Annotated in this window: 24 protein-coding genes; 10 read left to right on the top strand and 14 right to left on the bottom strand. The window is 62.7% G+C overall.

From position 1 onward, the window contains the following. Window positions 1-14 precede the first annotated feature (14 nt). Window positions 15-719 carry a YdcF family protein gene (locus IPK70_11235; GenBank protein MBK8227736.1) on the top strand — a complete coding sequence of 235 codons (705 nt, stop codon included), beginning with the start codon at window positions 15-17 and terminating at the stop codon, window positions 717-719. Here IPK70_11235 and bshC read toward each other — a convergent pair. Further along, on the bottom strand, window positions 697-2283 hold the full coding sequence (gene bshC, locus IPK70_11230; protein ID MBK8227735.1) for a bacillithiol biosynthesis cysteine-adding enzyme BshC: 1587 nt from the start codon (window positions 2281-2283) through the stop codon (window positions 697-699). The genes IPK70_11235 and bshC overlap by 23 nt on opposite strands. A 62-nt stretch (window positions 2284-2345) precedes the next feature. Here bshC and IPK70_11225 point away from each other — a divergent pair, with 62 nt between their 5' ends. Genes IPK70_11225 through IPK70_11200 form a run of 6 tightly spaced genes read left to right on the top strand, consistent with a single transcriptional unit; the run spans window position 2346 to window position 10801 of the window. Then, entirely contained in the window at window positions 2346-3965 is a 1620-nt protein-coding gene (locus IPK70_11225; protein ID MBK8227734.1) for a peptidase C1, read from the top strand. A 22-nt stretch (window positions 3966-3987) separates the two neighbouring features. Then, window positions 3988-7128 carry a hypothetical protein gene (locus IPK70_11220; GenBank protein ID MBK8227733.1) on the top strand — a complete coding sequence of 1047 codons (3141 nt, stop codon included), beginning with the start codon at window positions 3988-3990 and terminating at the stop codon, window positions 7126-7128. Window positions 7129-7146: 18 nt separating this feature from the next. Further along, window positions 7147-7785, top strand: coding sequence for a response regulator transcription factor (locus IPK70_11215; GenBank protein ID MBK8227732.1), 639 nt, complete (start codon window positions 7147-7149; stop codon window positions 7783-7785). Beyond that, on the top strand, window positions 7782-9620 hold the full coding sequence (locus tag IPK70_11210) for a hypothetical protein (protein MBK8227731.1): 1839 nt from the start codon (window positions 7782-7784) through the stop codon (window positions 9618-9620). Before IPK70_11215 ends, IPK70_11210 begins: the two co-directional genes overlap by 4 nt. A gap of 31 nt (window positions 9621-9651) precedes the next feature. Next, window positions 9652-10287 (top strand): response regulator transcription factor, encoded by a 636-nt coding sequence (locus tag IPK70_11205; protein ID MBK8227730.1) that lies wholly within the window; start codon window positions 9652-9654, stop codon window positions 10285-10287. A gap of 22 nt (window positions 10288-10309) precedes the next feature. Beyond that, complete coding sequence (locus IPK70_11200; protein ID MBK8227729.1) at window positions 10310-10801, top strand: heme-binding domain-containing protein; 492 nt, start codon at window positions 10310-10312, stop codon at window positions 10799-10801. Here IPK70_11200 and rimO read toward each other — a convergent pair. Beyond that, on the bottom strand, window positions 10795-12108 hold the full coding sequence (rimO, locus tag IPK70_11195) for a 30S ribosomal protein S12 methylthiotransferase RimO (GenBank protein ID MBK8227728.1): 1314 nt from the start codon (window positions 12106-12108) through the stop codon (window positions 10795-10797). The genes IPK70_11200 and rimO overlap by 7 nt on opposite strands. A 42-nt stretch (window positions 12109-12150) precedes the next feature. Next, on the bottom strand, window positions 12151-12513 hold the full coding sequence (locus IPK70_11190; GenBank protein ID MBK8227727.1) for a hypothetical protein: 363 nt from the start codon (window positions 12511-12513) through the stop codon (window positions 12151-12153). A gap of 75 nt (window positions 12514-12588) precedes the next feature. Here IPK70_11190 and IPK70_11185 point away from each other — a divergent pair, with 75 nt between their 5' ends. Further along, window positions 12589-12879, top strand: coding sequence for a TM2 domain-containing protein (locus IPK70_11185; GenBank protein ID MBK8227726.1), 291 nt, complete (start codon window positions 12589-12591; stop codon window positions 12877-12879). Between the two features lie 61 nt (window positions 12880-12940). After that, window positions 12941-13210, top strand: a complete 270-nt coding sequence (locus IPK70_11180; GenBank protein MBK8227725.1) for a DUF2752 domain-containing protein — start codon at window positions 12941-12943, stop codon at window positions 13208-13210. Here the strand turns inward: IPK70_11180 and ftsY are convergent. From ftsY to IPK70_11130, 10 genes are all read right to left on the bottom strand, one after another. Further along, the gene (gene ftsY, locus IPK70_11175) at window positions 13200-14156 is read right to left on the bottom strand and encodes a signal recognition particle-docking protein FtsY (protein MBK8227724.1); all 957 of its coding nucleotides are present in this window, start codon (window positions 14154-14156) and stop codon (window positions 13200-13202) included. The two genes, IPK70_11180 and ftsY, sit on opposite strands and share 11 nt — an antisense overlap. Window positions 14157-14223: 67 nt before the next feature. Continuing rightward, window positions 14224-14376 carry a DUF4295 family protein gene (locus IPK70_11170; GenBank protein MBK8227723.1) on the bottom strand — a complete coding sequence of 51 codons (153 nt, stop codon included), beginning with the start codon at window positions 14374-14376 and terminating at the stop codon, window positions 14224-14226. Between the two features lie 54 nt (window positions 14377-14430). Next, window positions 14431-14619, bottom strand: a complete 189-nt coding sequence (rpmG, locus tag IPK70_11165; protein MBK8227722.1) for a 50S ribosomal protein L33 — start codon at window positions 14617-14619, stop codon at window positions 14431-14433. A 20-nt stretch (window positions 14620-14639) separates the two neighbouring features. Continuing rightward, a complete protein-coding gene (rpmB, locus tag IPK70_11160) occupies window positions 14640-14879 on the bottom strand; it encodes a 50S ribosomal protein L28 (protein MBK8227721.1) in 240 nt (79 codons plus the stop codon). Window positions 14880-15070: 191 nt separating this feature from the next. Continuing rightward, window positions 15071-16339: a competence/damage-inducible protein A gene (locus IPK70_11155; protein MBK8227720.1), complete on the bottom strand. Its 1269-nt coding sequence runs from the start codon at window positions 16337-16339 to the stop codon at window positions 15071-15073. Continuing rightward, complete coding sequence (locus IPK70_11150) at window positions 16336-19245, bottom strand: insulinase family protein (protein MBK8227719.1); 2910 nt, start codon at window positions 19243-19245, stop codon at window positions 16336-16338. The genes IPK70_11155 and IPK70_11150 overlap by 4 nt, the downstream gene beginning before the upstream one ends. Window positions 19246-19297: 52 nt before the next feature. Then, window positions 19298-19879, bottom strand: coding sequence for a tRNA-(ms[2]io[6]A)-hydroxylase (locus tag IPK70_11145; protein MBK8227718.1), 582 nt, complete (start codon window positions 19877-19879; stop codon window positions 19298-19300). 71 nt (window positions 19880-19950) lie between these two features. After that, window positions 19951-20325, bottom strand: coding sequence for a periplasmic heavy metal sensor (locus tag IPK70_11140; protein ID MBK8227717.1), 375 nt, complete (start codon window positions 20323-20325; stop codon window positions 19951-19953). A gap of 80 nt (window positions 20326-20405) precedes the next feature. Next, window positions 20406-20795, bottom strand: coding sequence for a hypothetical protein (locus tag IPK70_11135; protein MBK8227716.1), 390 nt, complete (start codon window positions 20793-20795; stop codon window positions 20406-20408). A gap of 73 nt (window positions 20796-20868) precedes the next feature. Next, window positions 20869-22842, bottom strand: a complete 1974-nt coding sequence (locus tag IPK70_11130) for a carboxypeptidase regulatory-like domain-containing protein (protein MBK8227715.1) — start codon at window positions 22840-22842, stop codon at window positions 20869-20871. 227 nt (window positions 22843-23069) lie between these two features. Between IPK70_11130 and IPK70_11125 the strand changes: the two genes are divergently transcribed. Continuing rightward, the gene (locus IPK70_11125; GenBank protein MBK8227714.1) at window positions 23070-24275 is read left to right on the top strand and encodes a hypothetical protein; all 1206 of its coding nucleotides are present in this window, start codon (window positions 23070-23072) and stop codon (window positions 24273-24275) included. A gap of 85 nt (window positions 24276-24360) precedes the next feature. On the opposite strand, the gene IPK70_11120 is transcribed toward IPK70_11125, so the two are convergent. Then, window positions 24361-24477 carry a formate--tetrahydrofolate ligase gene (locus tag IPK70_11120; protein ID MBK8227713.1) on the bottom strand — a complete coding sequence of 39 codons (117 nt, stop codon included), beginning with the start codon at window positions 24475-24477 and terminating at the stop codon, window positions 24361-24363. Window positions 24478-24481: the final 4 nt, after the last annotated feature.

Raw genomic sequence — 24481 nt, 5'->3', positions numbered from 1 at the left:
TCCGCCGAGCAAGGATTCCGCGTCGCTGGCCGTTCACCATCCTCGTGATCATCGGCCTGGGCGTTGCGCTCCTTGCGGTATGCGACCGCGTGGTGCGCGGCGAAGCCCGAGGGCATCTGTTCGATTCCGTTGATCACGTTCCCTTGAACGAGGTGGGCCTCGTGCTGGGCACCACGCACCGCGGGCGCGGAGGCGGCGGCAATCCCTATTTCAACCACCGCATCACCGCAGCAGCCGATCTCTTCCGCGCGGGCAAGGTGCGCTACCTGCTCGTGAGCGGCGACAACGGCACGCTCAGCTACAACGAGCCGCGCGAGATGCGTCGCGCCTTGATGGCCGCCGGCATCGATAGCTCCCGCATCGTGCTCGACTTCGCCGGATTCCGCACCCTCGATTCGGTGGTTCGCGCGAGAGAGGTCTTCGGTCAGCAGCGCTTCACCGTGATCAGCCAGCGCTTCCATAACGAACGCGCGGTCTATCTCGCCAGGCGCATGGGCATTGAGGCCGTGGGCTACAACGCCAAAGACCCGGGCACGCCGCGCGGCGTGCGCGTTTGGATCAGGGAGCGTCTTGCCCGCGTGAAGGTCTTCATCGACCTGATGGCCGGGACCGGTCCGCGCTATCTTGGAGATCCGGTGCCTTTGGAACAGCCGATGAACAGTGATTCAGCAGCTGTTCGGGCGAACGACTCGACCTTCACCCTTCAACCAGCACCGTGAAGCGCGGATCGAGCGGGTCGAGGGCATTCATCCACTCATCCAGAACAACAGGGCCGCGCTGCGCGATGAACGGCAGCGCGCTCAACCGGCGCTCCTGCAATGCGCCTGCGGGGAAGAGCTCCGCTAGGATGCGATCGAGCCGCTGCAGCTGAATCGCCTCCTTGCGCCTGAGCGCACGGTCGATCCTGGCCTGCAACCCCTCAAGCGCCCGTTGCATGCGCACATGCGCGGATCCAGCGCTCTTCCTGAGCGTTGGATCCGCCTGCATCGCCTTGCGATGCATGGCATCGGCGATCAATTGGAGCGAAGCGGCCTCTGGCGTGAGCAGGGCATCCGCTCCAGCGGCTGCCCTGGCCAGGGCCGTGCGCAACTCATGGTCCGGCTGGAACAATCCGCCGAGATCGAGTTCGAGATCAGCCCTGAGCCGATCCGCTTTCGCGGAGAGCAAAGCGGCACTCGTGCGCAGCAGCACGGCCGGCATGGGCACGCGCACGGCGTGGAAGAGCCATTTCAATTGCATCCAATACGCTACCTCACCGCCACCACCGATATATGCGATGTTCGGGAGCACGGTCTCCTGATAAACAGGCCGCAACAGCACATTGGGCGAGTAGTCCTGCGGGCGGAGCTCAAGGTCGAGCATGAGCTCTTCCGCGGTGAAGCGCGGTCCTCCATCGAGCACCTGGAAAGCATCGGCAGCTGCTTCGATCCGCGAACGATGGCCCGGCCGGAGATGGAAAAGGTTGATGTCCCGTGCATGGGCCTGCGGCGCATAGCGCTCCTTCAGTTGCGCGTCAGCGTAGTCCACCGAGCGCTTGGCGATCCCGTTCAGGATCTCTTCCCGCATCACCGGCACGAAGAGCTGCTTGAGCGCACGGTCATCGCCATCGATGATCACCAGCCCGAAACGGCCGAAGAGCGCATGCGCGAAGCGCCTCGTCGCTTCGGTCAAGGTGCGGCCTTCGCGGTAACAGGTGCGCAGCAACTCGCACAACGAACCGGCTTCAGGACCTGAGCCCAGCAACAAGCAGGCTTCATCCACAACAGGCCCGATGCCCTTCAATTCCAACCGGCCGACAGCGCCGTGCGCAGGCCCCGGCCAGTGCAGCTTCCGCTCTCCGAACCAGGCATGATCGATCTCCGCACGGTCGTGATCCTCGCTCGCCATCCAGAAGATGGGCACGACCGCCCTGCCTAGCATTGATTCCGCCTCTTGGGCAAGGCGAATCGCGTTCAGCAGTTTGAATGGGACATAGAGCGGACCGAGGAAGAGGCAGAGTTGATGGCCGGTGGTGATGGTGAGGGTATCCGCTTGCGCGAGCCGGTCGATATTCGTGGAGACCAGGCCGCTGATGTCGATGCCCGCGTACTGCTTGCGCAGCGCGGCCACGAGCGCCGAACGCGCAGCGGGATCGAAGCGACGGGCCTTCGCCGCGGCCGAAAGGCCCTCGCGCGTGGCAGGGAACTCCTGGAAAGCGCGAAGGAATCCATCACCTGCCGCGTGATCCAGCACGAGTGGCGCGAAGCGTTGCGTGGCTGCATAGGGCAGTCGATGGATCGTCATCGCGGTAAAAGTAGATGCGCATCGCCCGGCTACTTTCGGCGGATCAAACGCCCTTGCCCCCCATGCCCATCCGCATGACCCCCGACCGTCCCAGCGGCGGCAACTCGCGCAGCAACATACCCAGTTACGGCCCTCGCAGGGGCGGTGGCGGTGGAACTGGCGGGATCGGCGGCGGATTGATCGGCGCCCTGCTGCCCTTGCTTTTCCGCAACCCCAAGCTGCTTCTCATCGGCGCGGTGATCATGGGGATACTCTGGCTCGTGGGCGGCCTCGATGGCTGCGGCGGAATGATGCAGCAGCAAGGCAGCGGCGACCTGCTCTCCCAGCTCACGCGCGGCGCCACGCTCGATCCCGCCGAGTACGACAAGGCGGAAGTGCATGAGCCGCTCGCGGACAATGTGAAGAACCCGCTGCCGGAGCGCGTCTCGCTCGAGCGCTTCGCACCGCCGCGCCTGAACCAAGGGCAGCAAGGGAGCTGTGTGGCATGGGCCAGTGCCTACGCCGCGCGCAGCATCATCCACAATCAGGCTACGGAAGCGGCGCCGAGCAAGGCATCAGCCTTCAGCCCGAGCTTCATGTACAACCGCATCAAGATCGAGAACAGCGATTGCCAGGGCAGCTATCTCAACCGCGCCATGGACGATATGCTGAAGCGCGGCGCCGTGCCTTACAGCGCCTTCGCTTACACGGATCAGAGCTGCAACGAGCGGCCGGACCAAGGGCTGGAGCAGCAAGCCGCTCGCTACCGGATCAAGGGCTCCCAGCGCCTCAGCCGCAGCGCGGATCCGCAGAGCGGCGTGGACCTGCTGGCCATGAAGCAGTACCTCGCCCAGGGCTCTCCCATCGTGATCGGCATGATGGTGGGCGGCAGTTTCATGCAAGGCATGGAGGGCCGCGACCTGTGGCAACCCACGCAGCAGGACACGCGCATGCAGGGCTTCGGCGGCCATGCCATGTGCGTGATCGGCTACGACGATTTCAAGCAAGGCCCCAACGCACCGGGCGCCTTCCAGATCATGAACAGCTGGGGGCCTGAATGGGGCAAGAACGGCATCGCGTGGGTGCCCTACGATGCCTTCGACTACTTCACCAAAGAGGCCTTTGCGGTCTATCCCATGGGCGAGAGCGCGGAGGCGAAGCCTGACCGATTCGACATCCGCTTCGGTCTGGCCGTTGTGAATGACGAAGGGATCGCCACCGGTGCATACATCGCGCTGGAGCATCGTGGCGGGCGCGTTTTCCGCACCAGCTCACCTATCCCGAAGGGCACTCGATTCAAGATCGAAGTGACCAACAACCAGGAGTGCTACACCTACCTCTTCGGCGAAGAGACCGACGGCAGCACCTACACGCTCTTCCCCTATACGCCCAAGCACAGCCCTTATTGCGGCACCACCGGCATGCGCCAGTTCCCCAAGGACCATAGCCTCACCGCCGATGAGGCGGGCAGCATGGACGTCATGGCGATTTTAGTGAGCAACCAGCCGTTCGATTACCCGGCGATCACCAAGCGCATGAATGAGAACGGCGCCAGCGGCCTTGATGCACGGCTTGTTGATGTGCTCGCCAGTGAACTGCTCAGCGCGGACCAGCCGGCTTATGCCGATGGGGAAACGATCGGTGCCAAGGCGGATGCAAGTTCGAACGCGCTGGCCATCGTACTGGAGATCGAGAAGCGCTGATGCCCCACGGCTAACTTGCCGCGTGCGCTTCCTGCTCCTATTCATCGGCCTGATCCTTTTCCGCACACCGGGATCGGCGCAGTTCGCCGGTCCATTCCAGATTCCGGCACAAGGCGATGCCACTCTGATCGCCCACTACAGCGGATATATGCAGATGCGCACCACGGAGCGTGGCATGCCTCTGAATGTGAACGCCATGGCCTTTGATCGGAACCGCACGCTCTGGCTGGCCCTTGAGGATGGCTTGCTGCGCTGTGAAGGCGATCGGCACACCCTGTACCAGCACGCGCGCGCTGACAGCACAAGCCTGCCCAACAACTCCGTGACCGATGTGCGCGAGGCGCCCGACGGCGGCATCTGGGTGGGCACGCAATCCGGCATGGCCCGGCTCGATCCGGCCACAGGCCGATTCAGGCGCTTCCGCATCGGAAGTGACTCACTGAATCCTGTGCTGGCGAACCGGTTCTGGCAAGTGGCGCCCATGCCCAACGGCAGCGCCATCGCACTGACCGAGGAAGGCGTGTTCAGGGCCTTTGCCAGCGGCGCGTTGGAACCGATCGCCGATCACCCGTCCTATGCGCGCCGATCGGAATCGCACAACCGTCTCCTTCCGGACCGGCAGCCCGATGCCGTGCTCGTTGCCGCACGCGAAGGCATCTTCCGGATCAGCTCAAGCGGGGCGGTAGAGCCGGTGTTGCTCCTCAAAGACCTGTTCGATGGTGCGCCCCAGCAGATCATCTGCCTCACCTGGACCAGTGACAGCACCTTGGCCTGGTTCGACAACCGGTCCCGGTCATTCATGGAACGCGACCCGCGCGGCGGCACCCGACGCTTCGATGCTGGAGAACTGCTGCGTGAAGGGGAGGCTTTGCGTGGTTTCCGGAAAGGTCCGCACGGGGAGTGGTGGGTGTGGAACTGGAGCGGCTTGCTCCGCGTGGGCAGCGCGGACCACACCCGAACCGTTGCCGTGTTCAGTGATCGGAGCACGGCTTTAGGAACACCGGGCTCCCTCGCCATCCGATCAGCTGCCATGGATGATGAGGGCCGGTTCTGGTTGGTCGGTTCTCATGGCGCGCTGGCCTTGGTACCCGCCGATCCCCGTATCGAACGATTCATGAACGACGCATGGGACCAGGACCACACCACCCTCTGCGCGCTGGAATCACCCGATGGTGGCCAATTGGTAGGCACATACAGGGCTGGTGCGTTCTTGCACGGAGAGGGCTCCGAATGGCGCCAACTCCTCCAGCGCCGACCTCGGCGCGGACCGCAGCACATCCACGGGGAGAACACGGTTACAGCGATCAAGCCATCTGAGAATGGCGGCTACCTCTTCGCCACCTACCATGGCATACATGCAACGGATGCCTCACTGAGCCGATGGGTCCACCGCGATGACCTCGAAGCGCTGAATCCCTTGCTCACCCGCGCGCACTTCATGGACCTGGTTCAGGACCGCGATGGCTGGTGGTGGGCAGCCTCGTGGCGCAAGGGCCTGTTCCGGTTCAACCCTTCGCTCGGCGTTTGCGAGCAGCTTGTGCATGACCCTTCGGATCCTTCGAGCCTACCCATAGACCGATTGCTCTGCCTGCTTGCCGATCGGGAAGGGAATATCTGGATCGGCTGCAACGATGGAGGAGGGCTCTGCCGCTACCGCCGCGCCACCAACGACTTCGAGCGGATCGCCTTGGATCCCGGCGATGCCTTGGGCGAAGCTTTCGGCGTGGTGCGCGCGCTTGCCCAGGATCAAGACGGAGCCATTTGGGTAGGCACGCATAAAGGAGGACTCGCCCGCTATGATCCAGCCACGCGCCGCACCGAGGTGTTCGACCGGGAGCGAGGCGTCCCCGGTGATCTCGTGCGGGCCATCGTGGCCGATGAACGGCTGGGCCTCTGGATCGGAGGCACCGGGGGGATCGCCAAATGGAACCCGGAGCAGCGCGTCTTCCAGCGGCTCGACTTCGGGGTGCAATGGAGCGATGAGATCAATGGCATGCTGCTGTCGCGGGCCGCACGCTCACTGCTGGTGCTCAATGGTCCCGAAGTGGTGCGGGTGAAGATGCTTGACCCGGCACCGGCCAAGCCGCTGACCGAGCCCCGGCTCACCGCAGCGCATGTGAATGGGCAGTCCGTTGCAAGCGCCATGAGGCTGCGGCTCATCGAGGGCCGCGACCGGATCGCGGTCGAATTCGCGCTGAATGACCCGATCCGCGCGCAAGGAGCGCGGGTGTCATGGCGGCTCACCGGCCGCGATTCTGCCTGGACCGATTGCCTCGGCTGCCGCAGCGCCACCTTCGGGGATCTGCCCAGCGGTGAATACGGCTTCACGGTCCGGGTGCTCGCTGATGATGGTGCGTGGTCCGCTCCAGTGACCCTCCTTCAATTCGAGGTGCACCCGCCGTGGTGGTCCACGTGGTGGTTCAGGCTAAGCGCCCTCATCGCGCTCGCCATGGCATCAACGGCCGGGTTCCGCGCTTACATGCAGCAACGTCTGCGCAAGGAGCGCGAGCGCTTCGAACGCGAGCAGGCGGTGCTGCGCGAACGGGAGCGCATCGCCAGCGACATGCACGACGATCTGGGTGCCGGCCTGAGCGGCTTGAAGCTCCGCAGCGAGATGGCCTTGCGCACCGAGAAGGATCCCGCCAAGCGCGAGCAGCTGGCATCGCTGGCCAACAGCGCCGGCGAGATCATCACCAGCATGCGCCAGATGATCTGGGCCATGGATCAGGACCAGGGCAGCGTGCAGGACCTGCTCGTTTACGCCACCAATTACGCGCGCGGCTACTGCGACCAGAACGGGCTCCGTTTCCGATACGAGGCCCATGGCCGACTGCCGGATGCCGCCCTCACCACACAGCAGCGGCGCAACCTCTTCCTTGTGCTGAAGGAAGCGCTGCACAACGTGGTGAAGCACGCCCATGCGAGCAGCGTGAGCCTATCAGCCGAATGGGACGCCGGTCTCCGCATCACGATCATTGACGATGGCATCGGCCTGCCCAACGCCGCCGATCAGGGCACCGGAAACGGCATGCGCAACATGCGCAAACGAATGACCGACCTCGGCGGCAGCATCGACATGCAATCCGGGCAAGGCACCACCATAAGGCTGCATGCACCGCTCGCCCCCACCCCTAACCTTCGTTCTATTGTTGGCCGCTCCTGAGGCCAAGAGATTTGCAGCATGACCGAGACCGCATCCATCCGGGTGAGCATCGTTGAAGATGACAGCACCATCCGAGAGACGCTGCGCTCCCTTTTCCTATTCGAGGAGGGCATGGAGCCCTTCACCTTCCACAGCACCGCTGAGGATGCCCTGCTGCGCATGAAGGACCAATGCCCCGATGTGGTGCTCATGGACATCAACCTGCCCGTCCAGAGCGGCATCGACTGCGTGAAGCAGCTCAGCCAGCGCTGCACGCGCACGCAGTTCCTCATGTACACGGTCCACGACGATGACCAGCGCGTCTTCGAGGCACTGAAAGCGGGTGCCAACGGCTACATCCTCAAGAGCAGCACGCCGGATGAGATCATCGCTGCCGTGCGCGAGCTGCAGGCAGGCGGCGCACCCATGAGCGCGCATGTCGCCCGGCGCGTGGTGCAGCAATTCAGGCCGGCCGTCGCGGGCGGCGCAACCGACGACGCCCTGAGCGACCGCGAACGCAAGGTGCTGGAACTGCTTGCTGAGGGCCTGCTCTACAAGGAGATCGGAGAGCGCATGGGCATCACCACCGGCACGGTGAAGCAGCACATCCACCGCATCTATGGCAAGCTTCACGTGCAGAACCGCACCGAGGCGGTGAACCGGTATTTCGGGCGATGAATCCGCTTCGCTGCGCGATCCTGCCTGCGCTGCTCCATCTGATCCCAGCGGCTTCGGCCGAGCAGGCCCCCTCCCGGAGCATGCGTGCGCTGCCGCCTTTCGCCGATGCGGTGATCGACCGGCAGATGCAGCGCATCCTCCATCAGATGGATGCCTTCCATGGCGACAGCGCCATCATGCTGATCAATGGCGCTCTGGCCCAAGTGAAAGCGGCCGAGCATCCTGAAGTCGCGCATTACCTGCTCGCCTACCGCGCCGAAGTGCTTTACTACGAGGGCCTCTTCAACGAGGCCATGCGCGACCTGAACGAGGCCGAGCGCCTCGCGCACCAGCTCCAGGACAGCACATTGATCTCGAATGCCTACAACCTGAAAGGCCTGCTTCACGAGAACATCCAGGACAGCCAGGAAGCCCTGCCCTACCTGCGCCTGGCGCTCCGGTGGTTCCCGCAAGCGCCGGCTGCGCGCTATCCGGTGTCCGAGCTGCACCACATCCACGGTAATCTCGGCAGTTACCTGAACACGCTGGGCCATCGCGACAGCGCCCGGTACCATGCGCGATTGAGCCTACGGCTGGCCGAAGAAGCAGGGGCGGCGCGCGCCACGGCCGTGGCCTGGTGGGCATTAGGCAACATCGCCTTGAAAGCGGATGAGCCGGATTCAGCGCTGGCCTTTCACGACCGCGCATGGTCCATCGCCGATTCAGCGCGCGATCACGACATCGGCGTGGATGCGCTCGTGGGGCGATGCATGGCGCTCGCCGAGGCTGGCCGAGCCAAAGAAGCACGAGCAGCGTTGGACCTCGCGCGCAGCTACCTCGATGCGCATAGGCATCAGATAGGCCTGGTGACCCAGCGCAATTTCGAGCGCCAAGCGGCGCGCGCCTTTGAGCGCATCGGCGAGCTCGCCCAAGCCTTGGGCCATCTGGACGAATGGCACCGGATCGACAGCACGATCGCCGCCAACAACATCCGGTCAGCGCTCTCCACCCAAGCCGAGCTCCTGCGCGCCGACAACGACCTTGAGGTGGAGCGCATCGAGCGGGAGCGCGTAGCGGCCCTTCTCGTGGGCGAAACGCGCAACCGGCAACTCGCGATCATCGTCAGCGCACTCGCCCTGCTGGCCATCACCAGCGTCTATCTCATCCTGAACGCGAGGCTGCGCCACCGCAGACGCATGGCCGAACTGCGCGCGGAACGGGAGCATCAGGAGCGCACCATCGCGGAGCTCCGCGTGCGCGAGCAGGTGAGCCGCGACTTGCACGACGACCTGGGCGTGGGGCTCAGCGCGCTGAAGCTCCGGAGCGAGATGGCCCTGCAGCAAGGCCGTGCCGATGGGATGGCGCCGCTGCTTCGCGAACAGGCCAGCTCGGCGGAGGAGCTCATCGCCAGCATGCGCCATATCATCTGGGCCTTGCAGGATGACCAAGGCAGCCTCGACGACCTCGTGGCCTATATCGCAGCGCATGCGCGGGCCTACCTCGATGCCCACGGCATCGCGATCGAGGTGCACGCGCGCACCATGCCCGACCGCATGCTCACCACCCAAGAGCGCCGCAACCTCTTCCTCATCGTGAAGGAAGCCCTGCACAACGTGGTGAAGCATGCCGAGGCGAGCCGCGTCCAGTTGCATCTCGAATGGCGCGATGGGCTCACGATCGACGTGGCCGATGACGGCCGGGGCATGCAACCGCAGCGTGAGCATGGGCACGGCCTGATCAACATGAGGAAGCGCGCGGAGATGATCGGGGCTTCCATCGGTTTCTCGGCGGGCCTCGATGGCCGGGGCACCTCGCTTCGGATGCAGGCACCGCTGGCTGAACGAAAGTTAGCTTGATAGGCACGACGCATTCAGCCACCTTCGCCTCGTGGACGACACCATCACCCTCCGGATCGTCGAGGACGACGAGCGAATCCGGGAGCTGCTCACCGCAGTGTTCCTGGCCACGCCCGGCATCGCCATCAAAGGCGCGCATGGCTCGGTGGAAGAGACGCTCGCGCTGAACGGCACTGGAGCCACCGATGTGGTGCTCATGGATATCAATCTGCCGGGCCTGGACGGCATCGAGGGCGTGCGCGAGTTGAGCCAGCGGTGGCCGAGCACCCAGTTCCTCATGTACACCGTGAACGACACCGATGACAAGGTCTATGAGGCCTTGAAGGCCGGCGCGAACGGCTACCTGCTGAAGAACTCATCGCCCGACCAGATCGTGCAGGCGATCCGTGAGGTGAGCTCCGGTGGGTCGCCCATGAGCATGAGCGTGGCCCGGCGCGTGGTGAAGCACTTCAGGCCCGCTCCAGCGGAAATGCATCCGTTGAACGCGGAACTGAGCGCGCGCGAATTCGAGGTGCTGGAACTGCTTGCCCAAGGGCTGCTCTACAAGGAGATCGCCGCAAGGATCGGCATCACGGAAGGCTCCGTGAAACAGAACATCCACCGCATCTACGGCAAGCTGCATGTGGTCAACCGCACGGAGGCCGTGAATCGCTTCTTCGCGCGGTGAAGGATTCCTCTACTTTTCGGCCATGCGCCGCGTTCTGCTCATTCTGCTCACTGTTTGCGCTGCAGCCCAGTTCATTCGTCCCGATACGAAGGCCCCGGACACGGACTCCTCGCAGGACTTGATCTCCCTTACTCAGCCGAATGAAGAGATCGCTGGCCTTCTGCGCACCGCTTGCTACGACTGCCACAGCAACGAGACGCGATACCCATGGTACGACCGGATCACCCCGGTGAATTGGTGGGTGCAGCATCACGTGAACGAGGGACGCGAAGAGGGCAACCTCTCCGTGTGGGCCACCTTGAGCGAAAAGCACCGCGCGCACTTCGTGGACGAGGCCGCCGAGCTGATTGAAGCAGCTGAGATGCCCCTCCCCTCCTACACGTGGATGCACGGCCACGCCCGCCTCGACCAGCGGCAGCGCAAGCTGCTCATCGATTTCTTCCAATCACTGCCCGAAGCCGCGATCGAATGGCGCAAGGGCAAGCGGAAGCCCGAAGCGGAGGAGGCTCACTGAACCACCTCGGCGCGCAAGTCGTGCTCGTTCGCTTCCGTGATCCGCACCTCGGCGAAATCACCGATGCGCAAATGCCCGGCGCTCGTGGGTATCAGCACCTCGTTGTCCACCTCGGGTGAATCGAATTCGGTGCGGGCGATGTAGTGGCCGCCCTCGGCCTTGTCCACCAGCACGCGGAAGGCCTTGCCCACCTTGGCCTGATTGAGCTCCAGGCTGATGCCGCCCTGCAGCTCCATGATCTCCTGCGCGCGATGCTCCTTCACGTCCTTGGGCACATCGTCCTCGAAGGTGTGCGCGTGCGTGTCCTCCTCATGGCTGTATGTGAATGCGCCCAGGCGGTCGAAGCGCATGCGTTCGACCCAGCGCAGGTTGTCGTCGTGATCGGCCTGCGTCTCGCCGGGGAAGCCCGCGATGAGCGTGGTGCGGATCGCGATGCCGGGCACTTTCTCCCGGATGGTATCGACTAGCGCTTCCGTCTTCTCCTGCGTGATGCCACGCCGCATACGGGTCAGCATCCGCGTGCTGCCGTGCTGCAGCGGCATGTCGAGGTACTTGCACACGTTGGAACGATCGCGCATCACATCCAGCACGTCCATCGGGAAGCCCGAAGGGAACGCATAGTGCAGGCGGATCCAGTCGATGCCGTCCACATCGCTCAACCGGGCGAGGAGCTCATCGAGGTTGCGCTTCTTGTACAGGTCGAGGCCGTAGTACGTGAGGTCCTGCCCGATGAGGATCAGCTCCTTCACGCCTATCGCCGCCAGTCCCTTCGCGTTCGCCACCAATTGCTCTACGGGCGTGCTGATGTGCTTCCCGCGCATGAGCGGGATGGCGCAGAAGGAGCACTTGCGGTCGCAGCCCTCGCTGATCTTGAAGTAGGCGAAGTGGGCAGGCGTGGTGAGCAGCCGCTCCCCTACCAGCTCATGCTTGTAATCGGCTTTCAGGGTCTTGAGCAGCCGGGGCAGGTCGCGCGTGCCGAACCAGGCGTCCACCTGAGGGATGCCATCCTTCAACTCTGTTCCATAGCGCTGGCTGAGGCAGCCGGTCACGTACACCTTTTCCACCAGCCCTTCATCCTTGGCTTTGGCGTAGCTCAGGATGGTATCGATGCTCTCTTGCTTCGCATTGTCGATGAAGCCGCAGGTGTTGATCACCACCACGTTGTGGTCGCCGGCATCGCTCTCATGATCCACCGCGATGCCACTGGCCTTGAGCTGCGCCATCATCACCTCGCTGTCGAAGGTGTTCTTCGAGCAGCCGAGGGTAATGACGTTGACCTTGGTGCGCTTGAGTGTGCGGGCCTTCATGGGCGCGCGAAGCTACCCCATGGGCTGTTCAGCACGGATGGCTCAGACGAAGGCCGTCTTGAACCACTCCTGGAATTTCGCACCTAGCACGGGGGCGGGCTTCATCTCGCCATTGGCGGCAGCAATGATGCCCATGATCCACATGACGAGCACGAGGATGAGACCCAAGCAACCCACGATCCAACCCAGGATCGGGATGATGGAAATGATGCTCATGGCCACGGAGCTGATCAGGATGCCCAGCCCTTGGCGCAGATGGAAGGCACCAAGCTCTGTCTTCTTGCCTTCCTGGTTGTGCAGGATCAGGGCAATCACGAAACCGACCAAGGAGAGGTAGGCCACGATGGCCACGGTCTTATCACCGCCGGCGGGAGGAGTTGCAGGACTGGCTTGATTGCTTTCCATTTGAACGCGTTAAGGGTTGGGCCGAAGATAGGTGCGCTTTCCTATCAAGGTGAGCCGTTCAGGTTGCCTCCCGTGATGCTGAGCCATCCGGCTCCTCATCGGGCTCTATCTTGGAACCCGAACCAAACCATCAACTCTAGAATGGACAATGTGAATGCACCAGGCAAGGACTGGCTCACTTCATTGCTGCTCTGCCTCTTTCTGGGCGGCCTCGGGGTGCACCGCTTCTACACGGGCCATACCGTGATCGGCATCGTTCAATTGCTCACGCTCGGCGGCTGCGGCATCTGGTCGCTCGTAGACCTGATCATGATCGCCGTCGGCAGTTACAAGGATGCCAACGGCAACGCCCTCATCAAGAAGTAGCCGCCTTATCCGCGCGCTTACCATCGCGGCGCTCATCGGAATCCCGATCGCGCTCGCGTTGGTGCCGTTGGATCTCATCAGTTCAGGCCCGACGCTCTGCCTGTACAAGCGATTCACCGGCGCGGACTGCATGGGCTGCGGAATGACCCGCAGCGTGGTATCGCTGTTCCATTTGGAACCCGGCGCCGCTTATGAATTCAACCGCGGGATCATTGGCGTGGCGCCGCTGCTCCTTTGGCTCTGGGCCAAGGAGCTATTGAGGAACCTGCGCTTGCTGAGCGCCGATATGCGCCTCCCTGCCAAAGCCGCAACAGCGCGACTCAATCCTTGAACAGCGCCTCTACGAAGGCCCGCTTCTCGAAGACCTGCAGATGGTCGATGCCCTCGCCTACGCCGAGGTACTTGATGGGGATGCTGAACTGGTCGCTGATGCCGATGGCCACGCCACCTTTGGCGGTGCCATCGATCTTCGTGAGCGCCAACGCCGTGACATCCGTGGCCCTGGTGAATTCCCTGGCCTGCTCGATGGCGTTCTGACCTGTGCTGGCATCGAGCACGAGCAGCACTTCGTGCGGGGCATCGGGCACCACCTTGCGCATCACGTTGCGCACCTTGGTGAGCTCGTTCATCAGGCCCGCTTTGTTGTGCAATCGGCCGGCGGTATCGATGATGACGACATCCGCACCCTTGGCCCTGGCGCTCTCCACGGCATCGTAGGCCACGGCGGCAGGGTCAGCGTTCATGCCTTGTTGCACCAGCGCTGCGCCCACGCGCTCACTCCAGATGCGCAACTGGTCCACAGCCGCCGCGCGGAAAGTGTCCGCAGCCCCCAGCACCACGCTCTTGCCCTCCTTCTTGAAGGCGTTGGCCAGCTTGCCGATGGTGGTGGTCTTGCCCACGCCGTTCACCCCCACCACCATGATCACGTAAGGCTTGATCGCGTCATCCACCGGTGCCGGGTCCTTCATGAGCGCGGCGATCTCTTCGCGAAGCAGGGCATTCAGCTCACCAGCGCCCACGTACTTGTCGCGCTTCACGCGCTCCTCAATGCGCCTGATGATCCGCAGGGTGGTGTCCACGCCCACATCGCTGCCCACGAGCACCTCCTCGAGCCGATCGAGCACCTCATCATCCACGGTGCTCTTGCCAGCGATGGCGCGCGTGATCTTGCCGAGGAAACCTTCGCGAGAGCGCCGCAGCCCGCTATCAAGCGCTTGCTTCTCCGCGGCTTGTTCCGCAGCCTCCTTCTTCTTCCCGAACAATCCGAATAGCGCCATCGTGGTGGTCCTGAACTCAGAAGGGCCTCGCAAGCGGAGGCCCTTCAGGCAATGGGTTCGGTGAGGATTACTTCGTGCTGGCGAGCTTGTCGGCCTCGTCGCTGGGCACCACCTGCTCCACGAAGGAGTATCCGCCTGTTTCCTTTTTCACCATGCGGATGACCTTGGTGAAGGTCTTGGCATCCGCTTTCTTCAGGGTAGCAACGGTCTTCTTAGCCATGATTCACGCGCCGCAGCGCTGGTTTGGGTAGATTGTGTAAGGCGAAGGAGCGGCTTACTTGATCTCTTTATGAACGGTCACTTTCCGGAGGATCGGGTTGTACTTCTTCAACTCGATCCGCTCGGAGGTGTTCTTCCTGTTCTTGGTGGTGATGTAGCGGCTGGTGCCGGGCAGGCCGGACGTCTTATGCTCGGTGCACTCGAGGATCACCTGCACGCGGTTGCCTTTCGATTTCTTGGCCATGGCTCAGTGGTGTTCTTGGTTCAAGCGGCGAGATAACCCTTCGCCTTGGCGCGCTTAAGGGCCTCGGCCAAGCCGATCTTGTTGATGGTGCGCATGCCCGAGGTGCTTACGCGAAGGCTCACCCACTTCTTCTCTTCAGGCAGGAAGAACTTCCGATCCTGGAGGTTGGGCGCGAAGGTGCGCTTGGTCTTGATGTTCGAGTGCGACACCTTGTGCCCAACGGTGACCTTCTTCCCGGTGATTTGGCAGACTTTCGACATGGCGTTCTGAATTGCGGGGCGCAAATCTAGGAGGATTGTTGGAAGATGCGGGCAGTGGGTTGAAGGTTGTTGTGTTGTCTACAAATCGCTCGGCTGGTTGAAGGTTGAAGGCAGCAAGAAAGGTGGGGGGTTGCACGGGCCAAATCAACCCTGAACCTACCCGCAATCAACCTGCACCCGAGCCATTAGGATTAATCTAAAACCCTCTTCAACAGGAACTTACGAAGCAAGTTCAGGGCAGCCAAGGCACTGCGCTTAATGACAAGGTCGCGGGTGCCAGGGAGATAGACTTTGGCCGCTTGCACGCCATCTGGGCCTGCCACCGCCATCCAAACGGTGCCCACTGGCTTCTCCTCAGTGCCACCATCCGGCCCGGCCACCCCGCTCAGGGCGATGCTCCAATCGGTCTTCAGTGCCTCGCGGACTCCTTGGGCCATGCGCTCCACTACGGGTTGGCTCACTGCCCCGTTGAGCTCCAGCATGTCGCTGGGAATGCCGAGCTCCTCCATTTTCACGGCATTGGCATAGCTCACCACCCCGCCGATGAAATAGGCTGAGCTGCCGGGGACGCTGGTGATCAGATGGCTCACATATCCACCGGTGCAGCTCTCTGCGGTCGACAAGGTGTGCCCATTCTCCTTCAGCATGCGCCCCACTACTTGCTCGAGGCGCTCCTCGCCCTCGCCGAAGATCAGCTCGGGGATGAGGCGGTAGAGCTGGTCGGCCTTTTGCGCGACACGGTCGCGGGCGCCGGAGGGATCGTTGTTCGCGTAGGTGCTCAGGCGCAGCTTCACCAAGCCGGGGCTTGGGAGGTAGGCCAGCTTGATGCCCTCATCGGCCAGGCTGTCCTCCCAGGCGGAAATGCGCTGCGCGAGATGGCTTTCACCCAAACCCGTCGTGAGTATGGTCCGATGCACGATGGATGGGGGATCGAAGACCCGGCGCAGTTCGGGCAATACGTGCTTCTCCATCATGGCCTTCATCTCGTAGGGCACACCGGGCATGCTTACGAAGACACGGCCTTCCTTGCCGAACCACATGCCGCTGGCTGTGCCGCGATCGTTCGGCACCACCGTGCAAGACTCCGGCAGGTCGGCCTGGGCCAGGTTCACCTCCAAGGGCTCTCGGCCGATGCTCCGGAAAAAGCCAGCGATGGCCGCCTCGATGTGCGGGTGCCGGACAAGCCGCGTGTCGAAGTACTCGCAGAGCACCTGCTTGGTGATGTCGTCCTTGGTGGGGCCCAGGCCGCCAGTAAGGAGCACCACATCGGCGTTGGAGGTGGCCAGCGCCATGAGGATCGCCTCCCTATCATCTCCGATTACGCGCACGCGCACCGGACGGATACCGATGAGCGAGAGCTGCTCGCCCATCCAGCCGGCGTTGGTGTTCATCGTCTGGCCGATGAGCAGCTCATCGCCGATGGAGATGATCTCAGCGGTGATCTCCAAGGAAGGACTCATCGCTGCGCCTCCGGATAGCCGAACAGCACCTGTTTATCCAGCCGGGTCACCGGGCCCAGCCTCTCCAGCACCTTGAGGTCCACGGCGCCTTCTTTTCCGATGACGCAATACGTGAACGGCCGGCCCTTGATCTCCTTGTCAAAGAAGCCCTTCATGTCCTCGATGGTGATTGAAGGGATGCGCTCATAGGAGAGCTTCCGGATGTCGATATCGATCCCGCGGCGCCGAGCCGCATCCCAGCTCCAATAGATGTTCTCCTTCGTGATCCGGGTGCTGGCGATCACCTTGAGCGCGCTTGCCTTGGCTCCTTCGAATTGCTCGATCGCCATGGGCATCTCGTTCATAAGCGCAAGCATGGCGTCCACGGCATCATCGAGCTTATCCGCCTGTGTGCCGATGAAGGCACGGACATAGTGCGCCTCCTCTTTCTTCGCTGGCGACGTATAGCTGGCGCTGGCGCCGTAGGCCAGTGCCTTGGCCTCGCGGATCTCCTGGAACACGATGCTGCTGAGGCCGCTGCCGAAATACTCGTTGAAGAGGGAGGCGTAGGGCATCTTCGCTGCATCGAAGGGTCCGGCCTTGCTCACGAGGAACATCTCCGCCTGGATCATATCATGCTCCGCGAAGAGAACCTTGCTCTTGGTGGTGGGCAGTTCCGGAAAGGCGCGCGGCTTGGGGATCTCCTTCACAGCACCGATGGCATGAACGCCTTCGATCAGACGCGCCGCTTCATCGGCACCCATGCGGCCGTAGTAGAACACGCTGTGCTGGAACCCGCACAGGCCCCGGATGCGCTGGATGAGTTCATCGCTCGTGAGTCGCGCCAATCGCTCATCGGGCACGACGGTGTTGAACGGTGAATGCTCCCCGACGCGGGCGTGGTTCACCAGCGCGCTGGTGATGCTGCCCTTGTTCTTCAGTTCATCCTGCCTGGCCTTGCGGATGTCCGACACGAGATTGCGCAGGGCTTCATCATTCGGCTGCGCATCGGCGAGCAGGTTCTCCAGGATTCCGAGCCCCTTGGGCAGATTGCGCTCCGAGCCGGTCAAGGTCACGTAGCAACGATCATCGCCGACGAACACATCGATGGCGAGGCCGAGCCTGAACAGGTCCTTCTTGAAGTCCGAGGGTGAGCGACCGGAGGTGCCCAGATAGGGCAAGTACTCCAAGGCCACTTCCAGGAGCGGATCGTGGTTGGTGCCCATCTCCAGGATGTACCTCAGGCTGAACAAGTCGTTGGTGGGGTTCTTCACCACGGCCAACGGGATCTTCCCGCGCAGCTGCCGATGCTCGATGGCCTTGGTGTAATCGATGAACTCCGGTTCGAGCGTGGCGCTCGGCATCTTCTCCCACTCCTTCCTCCATGCGCTCATTCCATCGCGCTTGATGTCAATGGGCGTGATCTTCGGCTTCGCCACATGGTGGGCGTCGCGCCGCTCGCCGGTGCGCTTGTACACGCCCACGTAATTGTCGATCAGGCGGGTCCTTGCGAAATCCATGACCTGCTGCTTCGTGATCCCGCGCATCCGCGCATGAAGGCCCACTTCATCCTTCCAATCCTTGCGCAGGATGAAGGCATCGGTCATGGCCGAGGCCCGCCTGCTGTTGCTCTCGTTCCAGTAGCGCACCTGCCGCTGCTCAAGGTCGGTCACCACGGCATCGATCAACCAATCGTCGAAATCACCGCGCTTCAGCCGTTCGATCTGCAAGAGCAGCAGGTTGCTCACCTCATCGAGCGACTGGCCAGCCTTCGCCTTGCCGAAGAGCCCGAACTCCGAGTAATCCGTTTGCACGGTCGATGTCGCTGAGGCCTCCAGCACCTGCTGGCTTTGCACGAGGCCCAGGTCGATCAGGCCAGCCTGACCATTGCTCAGGATGCCTTCGATCAGCGTGATCATTATCGGGTCAGCGGAATCATATCCATCAAAGCGCCACGCGAGCTGCACCCATTCCGCATCCGGCCCATGGACCTCGGCCATCTCAGGCCGCTGGCGCGGAGCGTCCACCTTGAAGGTGAATTCCGGCGTCTTGCCCCGCTCCCATCCTCCGAAGTGCTTATCCACCATGGCGATGGTGCGGTCGTAATCGATGTCGCCGGCCAGGATCACAGCCATGTTATTGGGCACGTACCATGCATCGAAGAAGGCATGGATCTTCTCCATGCTGGGGTTCTTCAGGTGCTCTCCCCTGCCAATGGTGGTCTGGGTGCCGTACGGATGCAAGGGATAGAGCAGCTCGTTCTTCTTGGCATAGGCCTGGCGCGCATCGTTGTCCTGCCCTTTATTGAACTCCTCGTACACGGTCTCCAATTCGGTGTGGAAGAGGCGCAGCACGCACTCCTGCATCCGTTCGCTCTCGATCGCCATCCACCGCTCCAGCTCGTCGCTCGGGATGTCGTTGATGTACACCGTGCGTTCCGTGCTGGTGTATGCATTGGTGCCGCGCGCGCCGAGCTTCTTGATCATCTTGTCGTACTCGTTGGGCACGGCGTAGGCCGCGGCGAGCGTGCTGAGGCTGTCGATGGCGCGGTAGATCCGCTCGCGCTCGCCCTCATCCCGCGACCAGCGCCTGCGCTCGTACGCATCGCTGATCTGCTTCAGCAACGCGCTCTCCTTGGCCCAATCGCTGGTGCCGATCCGGCTTGTTCCCTTGAAGAGCATATGCTCCAGGTAATGCGCGAGGCCCGTGGCATCCCCTGGATCGTTCTTGCTTCCGGCGCGCACGGCGATGTTGGTCTGCACGCGCGGCGCATCGGTATTGCGGCTCAGCCACACCTGGAGGCCGTTGTCGAGGGTGTAGATGCGCGCCTCGAGCGGATCGCCGGGGACACTCGTGTAGGCATACTTCTTCTGGGCGCTGGCGCCGAAGCCGATCAACGACGCGAGAAGCAGGTGACGGAATCGCATGAAGGGGAAGTTGGGGCGGTGAAGTTGTCGAAAAGGGCGGACCGCTGGCGCCCTACCCGTGCATGGTGGGCGCTTTCCCATAGCGGCGCACCACAGCAGCCTCGTAGGCGAGGAATTCCTTCCAGCGCAGGTCCACGTCCACGCGGCCGCCGTACTGCCGCGCGAAACCGATGAACGTTGCATAGTGGCCGGCCTCGCTTTCCATCAGCGCACGGTAGAATGCACGGAGCTCTTCATCCGGGCACTCCTCGGCGAGCAGCTTGAATCGCTCGCAGCTGCGCGCCTCGATCATGGCGCTGAAGAGCAAGCGATCCACCAGGCGCTCCTCACGCGAGCCGTCCTTGCGCACGAAGGCCATCAACTCATTCACGTAATCGTCCTTGCGCTCAGGGCCGAGCACCCAGCCGCGCGCATGGATGCGCTCCACGACTTGGCGGAAGTGGTCCAACTCCTCCTGCGCGATCCGCATCAGCTCAGCCACCAGAGCGCTGTTCTCCGGGTAGCGTGTGATCATGCTGATCGCATTGCTCGCTGCCTTTTGCTCGCACCAAGCGTGATCGATGAGCAACTGCGCGAGGTCGTTCTTCACGAGTTCCGCCCAGCGCGGGTCGGTGGGGAGTTGGAGGCCGAGCATGGCGCGAAGTAAGGGCGGGGGATGAAAGCGCGGAGCCCCGCATGCCGTGCGGGGCTCCGATCCCAGGGCGGCTACTTCGTGGTATCGCGGTGGCGGCGCTGCTTGCCGCGCTCTTCGCGCTGCGCATTCAGCGCTTCCCACTTCGCGAATTGCTCCGCGGTGAGGATGGCCTTCATCTCCGCTTGGTGCCTTTCGCGCTTGGCTTTCATCTCCGCGCGCATGGCTTCGCGCTTCGCTTCCTGCTGCGCGCGGCGTGCCTCTGCATCCTGGGCATGGGCCAGGTGGAGCGCATTCACCTTCGCCGCCTGCTCCGGGGTGAGTTCGAGCACCGTGGTCAGGCGCTCTGTACGAACCTTGGCCATTTCCTCAGGGTTCCTCTTCACCTTGTCCTGTGCTGAAAGCGATGCCGAGAAGAGCAGCACCGCAGCGATGATCGTGGTCCGCATGATCGTGTTGGTTTGCGGCTGTGACGCCTTCGCGTCAGCTTGGTTCAAACACCGGAGCGGCCGTTAACAGCGATTGGCATTCAGCCCTTCCAAACGAACTCTGCATCCGGGACATCCCAGGATTTCCCCGATCGGTCGCTAACGACCACCCCCACGCGGAACCGGGTGCCGACCGGCAGATTCGAGACCATCGCCTTCATCGATTCCGTCAGCGCGGGCTCCTTGCCAGTCAGCCCGGCATCTTTCCCCTGGCAATCCCTCACACAGAGGCGCAGCGAGACGATGCGGGCGCCGGGCACGCAGCCCACGAGGTCCACGGTCTTCACCGTGCTCCATTGCGCCGCAGTGATGTCACCGCCGGATTTGCCAGCGATGCGGATGGCGGGCGGGCCGCCATCGAGTGCAAGGGCGCGCGGCTGAGAAGGCGTTGCGAGGAGCACAGAAGCAAGAGCGAGCATGAGCGTGTTCATGGGATTGGGTTTGCCAGGAAATGCGAGCGCCGCGTTGAGGTAACGCGGCGCTCGGAGCGAAGGGCTGCAACGTTCAATCCCGCTTGCAGCGGATGCTCATGCCCACGTTGTTTCCGTGCTCACCGGGAGACACCCAAGCGCTGTCAGCATGGATCATGCGCCAATAAGAGAAGCTCTCATCGACCGATTCACTGGTCCAGAAGCTGGCCTCATTGCCCATGTTGAAGCTGCCGTTGGTGAAGTGCGCACCGCCCGGGCGTGCCGAGAATCCGATCTGATCGGTCGCGCCAAAGTTGGGCGCATTCCACAGGCCAGTGCCCTCTTGCAAGGTGCCCATCTCCTTCAATTTACCACCCGCCACTTCGGCCCCGCCGAGCACGGACTCGAGTCCATCCCAATCAGCCTGAGTGGGCACGTGCCAGCCGGCAGGGCACACGTTCCGGGGATCGCTCACCGTGTAGTGGTTATAGAGCTTCCCGAAGTTCGCCTCGTGCGCCGAGTTGTTATCGTAGTGCCGCCATGCGCCGGTGCTGAGGTTGTACCACTGCATGTTGTCCTGCACGTTGGGAATCGGATCGCCGTTGCGGTACCTGCTGGTGCGAAGATTGGAGCTCATCCATTCCTGACCTCCGAAACTGATGGTGCCATAGATATTGCCGTCCACATCCGTCACTGTGCCCGTTGCGACCTGGAAATCGCAGGCCTGCACCATTCCGAGGTTCATGTTCGGTGCTGTTATGGCAACCGTGATGGGATCCGCCCAGCTCACGCCGCCCAAATCTGCCGCAGCGATGGTGGCCGAACCTTGGCACGTGACGAAGCTGAAAAGGCCATTGTTGCAGAAGATCGGGCTGCCATTCACGAGCACATAGGCCGTAGCGGCCGGCAGGCCCTGGCAGTTGATCACGGTGCCAGTAACGGTGGATAGCACAGGTGAACTGATCGCCACGGGCGGTATCACGCCACCATTCGGGAATGGCCCGACTGTTTGGGTATGCACTACCTCCGAGCTGCCAGCGCACTGGAGAGAAACGGTCATGGTGAGCGGGGTGCTATTGATCACCATGCCGCCATAGTGCCCAGTGGTGCTTGTTTCGAAATCCGCGTAGCCATTCGAGTTCGCGAAGCGGACAACCGCGCCTTGCACCGGATTACCCTGGGTGTCGATTACTTGGCCTTGGATCGCGCTGCCACTGCCGGGCACGTCGAAGTTCCATATGCTGAAGTGCGGCACATCGGCCTCGTACTGTCCATTCACCAGATTCGCTTGGCCCTCGAAGGTCCAGTAGCCCAAGGCCAGATCGTAATGCCAGAGATCGATCGCAGGCGCGGCTGAAGCGGATTGCGACGGGGCCATCGGAAGGCGCACATTCGCCATGGCGCCGGGCGCCAGATCGAGTTTCGTGCCGCTGCCATCGGCAAGCTCAACGGCCACCATGCCGAAGGTGACCAAGGGCATGGCTTCACCGGACTTGGCGCCCAGCAGCATGCCGGGCATCTCATAGGAAACACCTTCGCTGGTAGGGTCGATGTAGTTGAGGAAGACCTGCACCGGTCCGGAGTAAGGCTGGCCATATCGCGTGAAACCGCCTGTGCCGAAGGCGATGCGCGCGCCTTCAAGCTCTACCGTGCCTCCTGTGCTGCTCTGCACCGTGCCGGCGAGGTTGCGCGCGAGCAGATGGATGCGCACCACGTTGCCGCCAGGCACAGGCAAGAAGGATCGTGAGCCGGTAAAGAAGCCTTGCTTGGAGACCCGCACGGAGCCCATCCGCTGATAGGCCCGGATGCCTTGCAGCACGAAGGCACCGTTCTCATCGGTCAAGGTGCTCTCATTCCCATAGCCCGCCTGGACCAGGGCATTCGCAACAGGAATGCCTCCTTCGTCCAGCACTTGGCCATATACCGTTACCGAGGTGGTGCCACCCATGTCGATGTGGTGCCGCGGCATCCCTGGCATCGCTGCATCCGGGCCTTCGCCGGTGAGGTCCTTGCGGCATGAGACCAGCGCGACAACTGCGATCAAGGCGAGGCTGAAAGCCTGTTTCATGGCAATGGGGGGTTTGGCGGAACGAATCTATCCATCTGGAACACGCAGAGGACGCGCCTCTGGTTGGGTGCGCTGCCCAGTTAATGAACGGCGGAGATGGTACAGGCTGGGGAAGGCGCGCCTATCCAACGAGTCGCCAACAGCTCTGACGAACATAACGGGCAGCGGATGCCTCAGGCGGCGCGTCAGGGCATGGATGCACCATCTTTCGAGCGAAACCGAACATCATGCTCAACGCCTTACGACCCCACTTGCTTTTGGCCACCCTTTGCCTCATCATCCCGCCTGCCGCAAGCGCCCAGCTCGCCGATCACCTCTACGGATTGCACAATCCGAGCAGCGGTGTGTTCCGCTTCGCGCGAATGGAGCTGGCCACCGGTGAGGTCACGGAACTGGAGCCGTTGCAGATCACAGGAGTTGGCAGCGCAGCCAGCAGTTGCGTCGATGTTGCGGCCGGGCGCTACCTCTTCAACACGGGGCAGCAGCTCTTCACGCTGGACCCGCTTAACCAGGCGCCAATGGTCTCGGTCAGCTACCCGTTGCCATCGAGCACCCGCTTCTATGGCATGGCGCACAACCCATGCGACGATGCGCTCTACGGCGTGCTGAATGCGGGCGTCGGCTACAACGTCTTCGCGCGTTACGATCGCGCCAGCAACACGTTCACGGAGCTGGTCGACCTCGGCGACGACTTCGGGTACAGCCTGGGTGGCATGAGCTACATCGACCCACAGGAGCAGCTTTACGGCCTTGAGCATGGAGGACGGATCCTCGGCATCGACATCATTGGCTCGGAGCTCATCTACGACACGCCCATCGTTAACCTATCCGGTGAGGTCTTCGGACATATCGCCTTCGATTGCGCGCTTGGCCGCGTCATCGGCACCTCGTACGGACAGACGCCGAAATCAGGCGCTGCGAAATGGGTGAGCATGGTCGACCCGCTCACGGGCATCGTCACGCACCTTGCGAGCATGTACACGCAGGACGCGCTGATGAAGCCTGCCCTCACAGGATCGTGCATCGACCAGAACGGCGGCGTCTTCTACTGGGGCGGCATGGATGCACAGTGGGTGGGCGCGAGCACGAGCAATGGCGAGATCACGTACAGCGCTACGGCCACCAGCCCGCAGACGCTTTACGCGGTGGAGCATTTCTCTGAATGCGAATGCACGACCACCGGGGTGGAAGAAGCGAACGAGCATTCTGGCCTCGCATACCCGAACCCTGCCGCACGCGCGATCACCTTGCTCGGCGCGCCTCCAGGCTCAGACCTGTCATGGTCAGATGCCTGCGGGCGAATCGTCCGAGTGCCGATGCGACGTACAGCGGACCGCGTCGACTGCGATGTTGCCGCACTAGCGCCAGGAGGCTACGTGGTGCGAGCCACGGCTGGACAATGGTGGCGCGTTCAGGTTATGGATGAGCACTAACTCAACCCGCTGATCACTCCGTTCGCGTCGATGGCTTCCAGCAGTTGTGGTCCAGACCAACATAGGCAGGATGCCGGTGCGACCGTCAGCTCAGGCCGCTGATCACGCCGTTGGCGTCGATGTCCATATGCTCGGCGGCGGGCACCTCGGGCAGACCGGGCATGCGCACGCAAGGGATCGTCCTTAGCTTCGTAATGTCCAATCCC

It is taken from the genome of Flavobacteriales bacterium, assembly GCA_016712535.1.
Taxonomy (GTDB): domain Bacteria; phylum Bacteroidota; class Bacteroidia; order Flavobacteriales_F; family PHOS-HE28; genus PHOS-HE28.
Note: the sequence above shows the minus strand (reverse complement) of the source record. Positions and strands in the feature narration are given on the sequence as shown.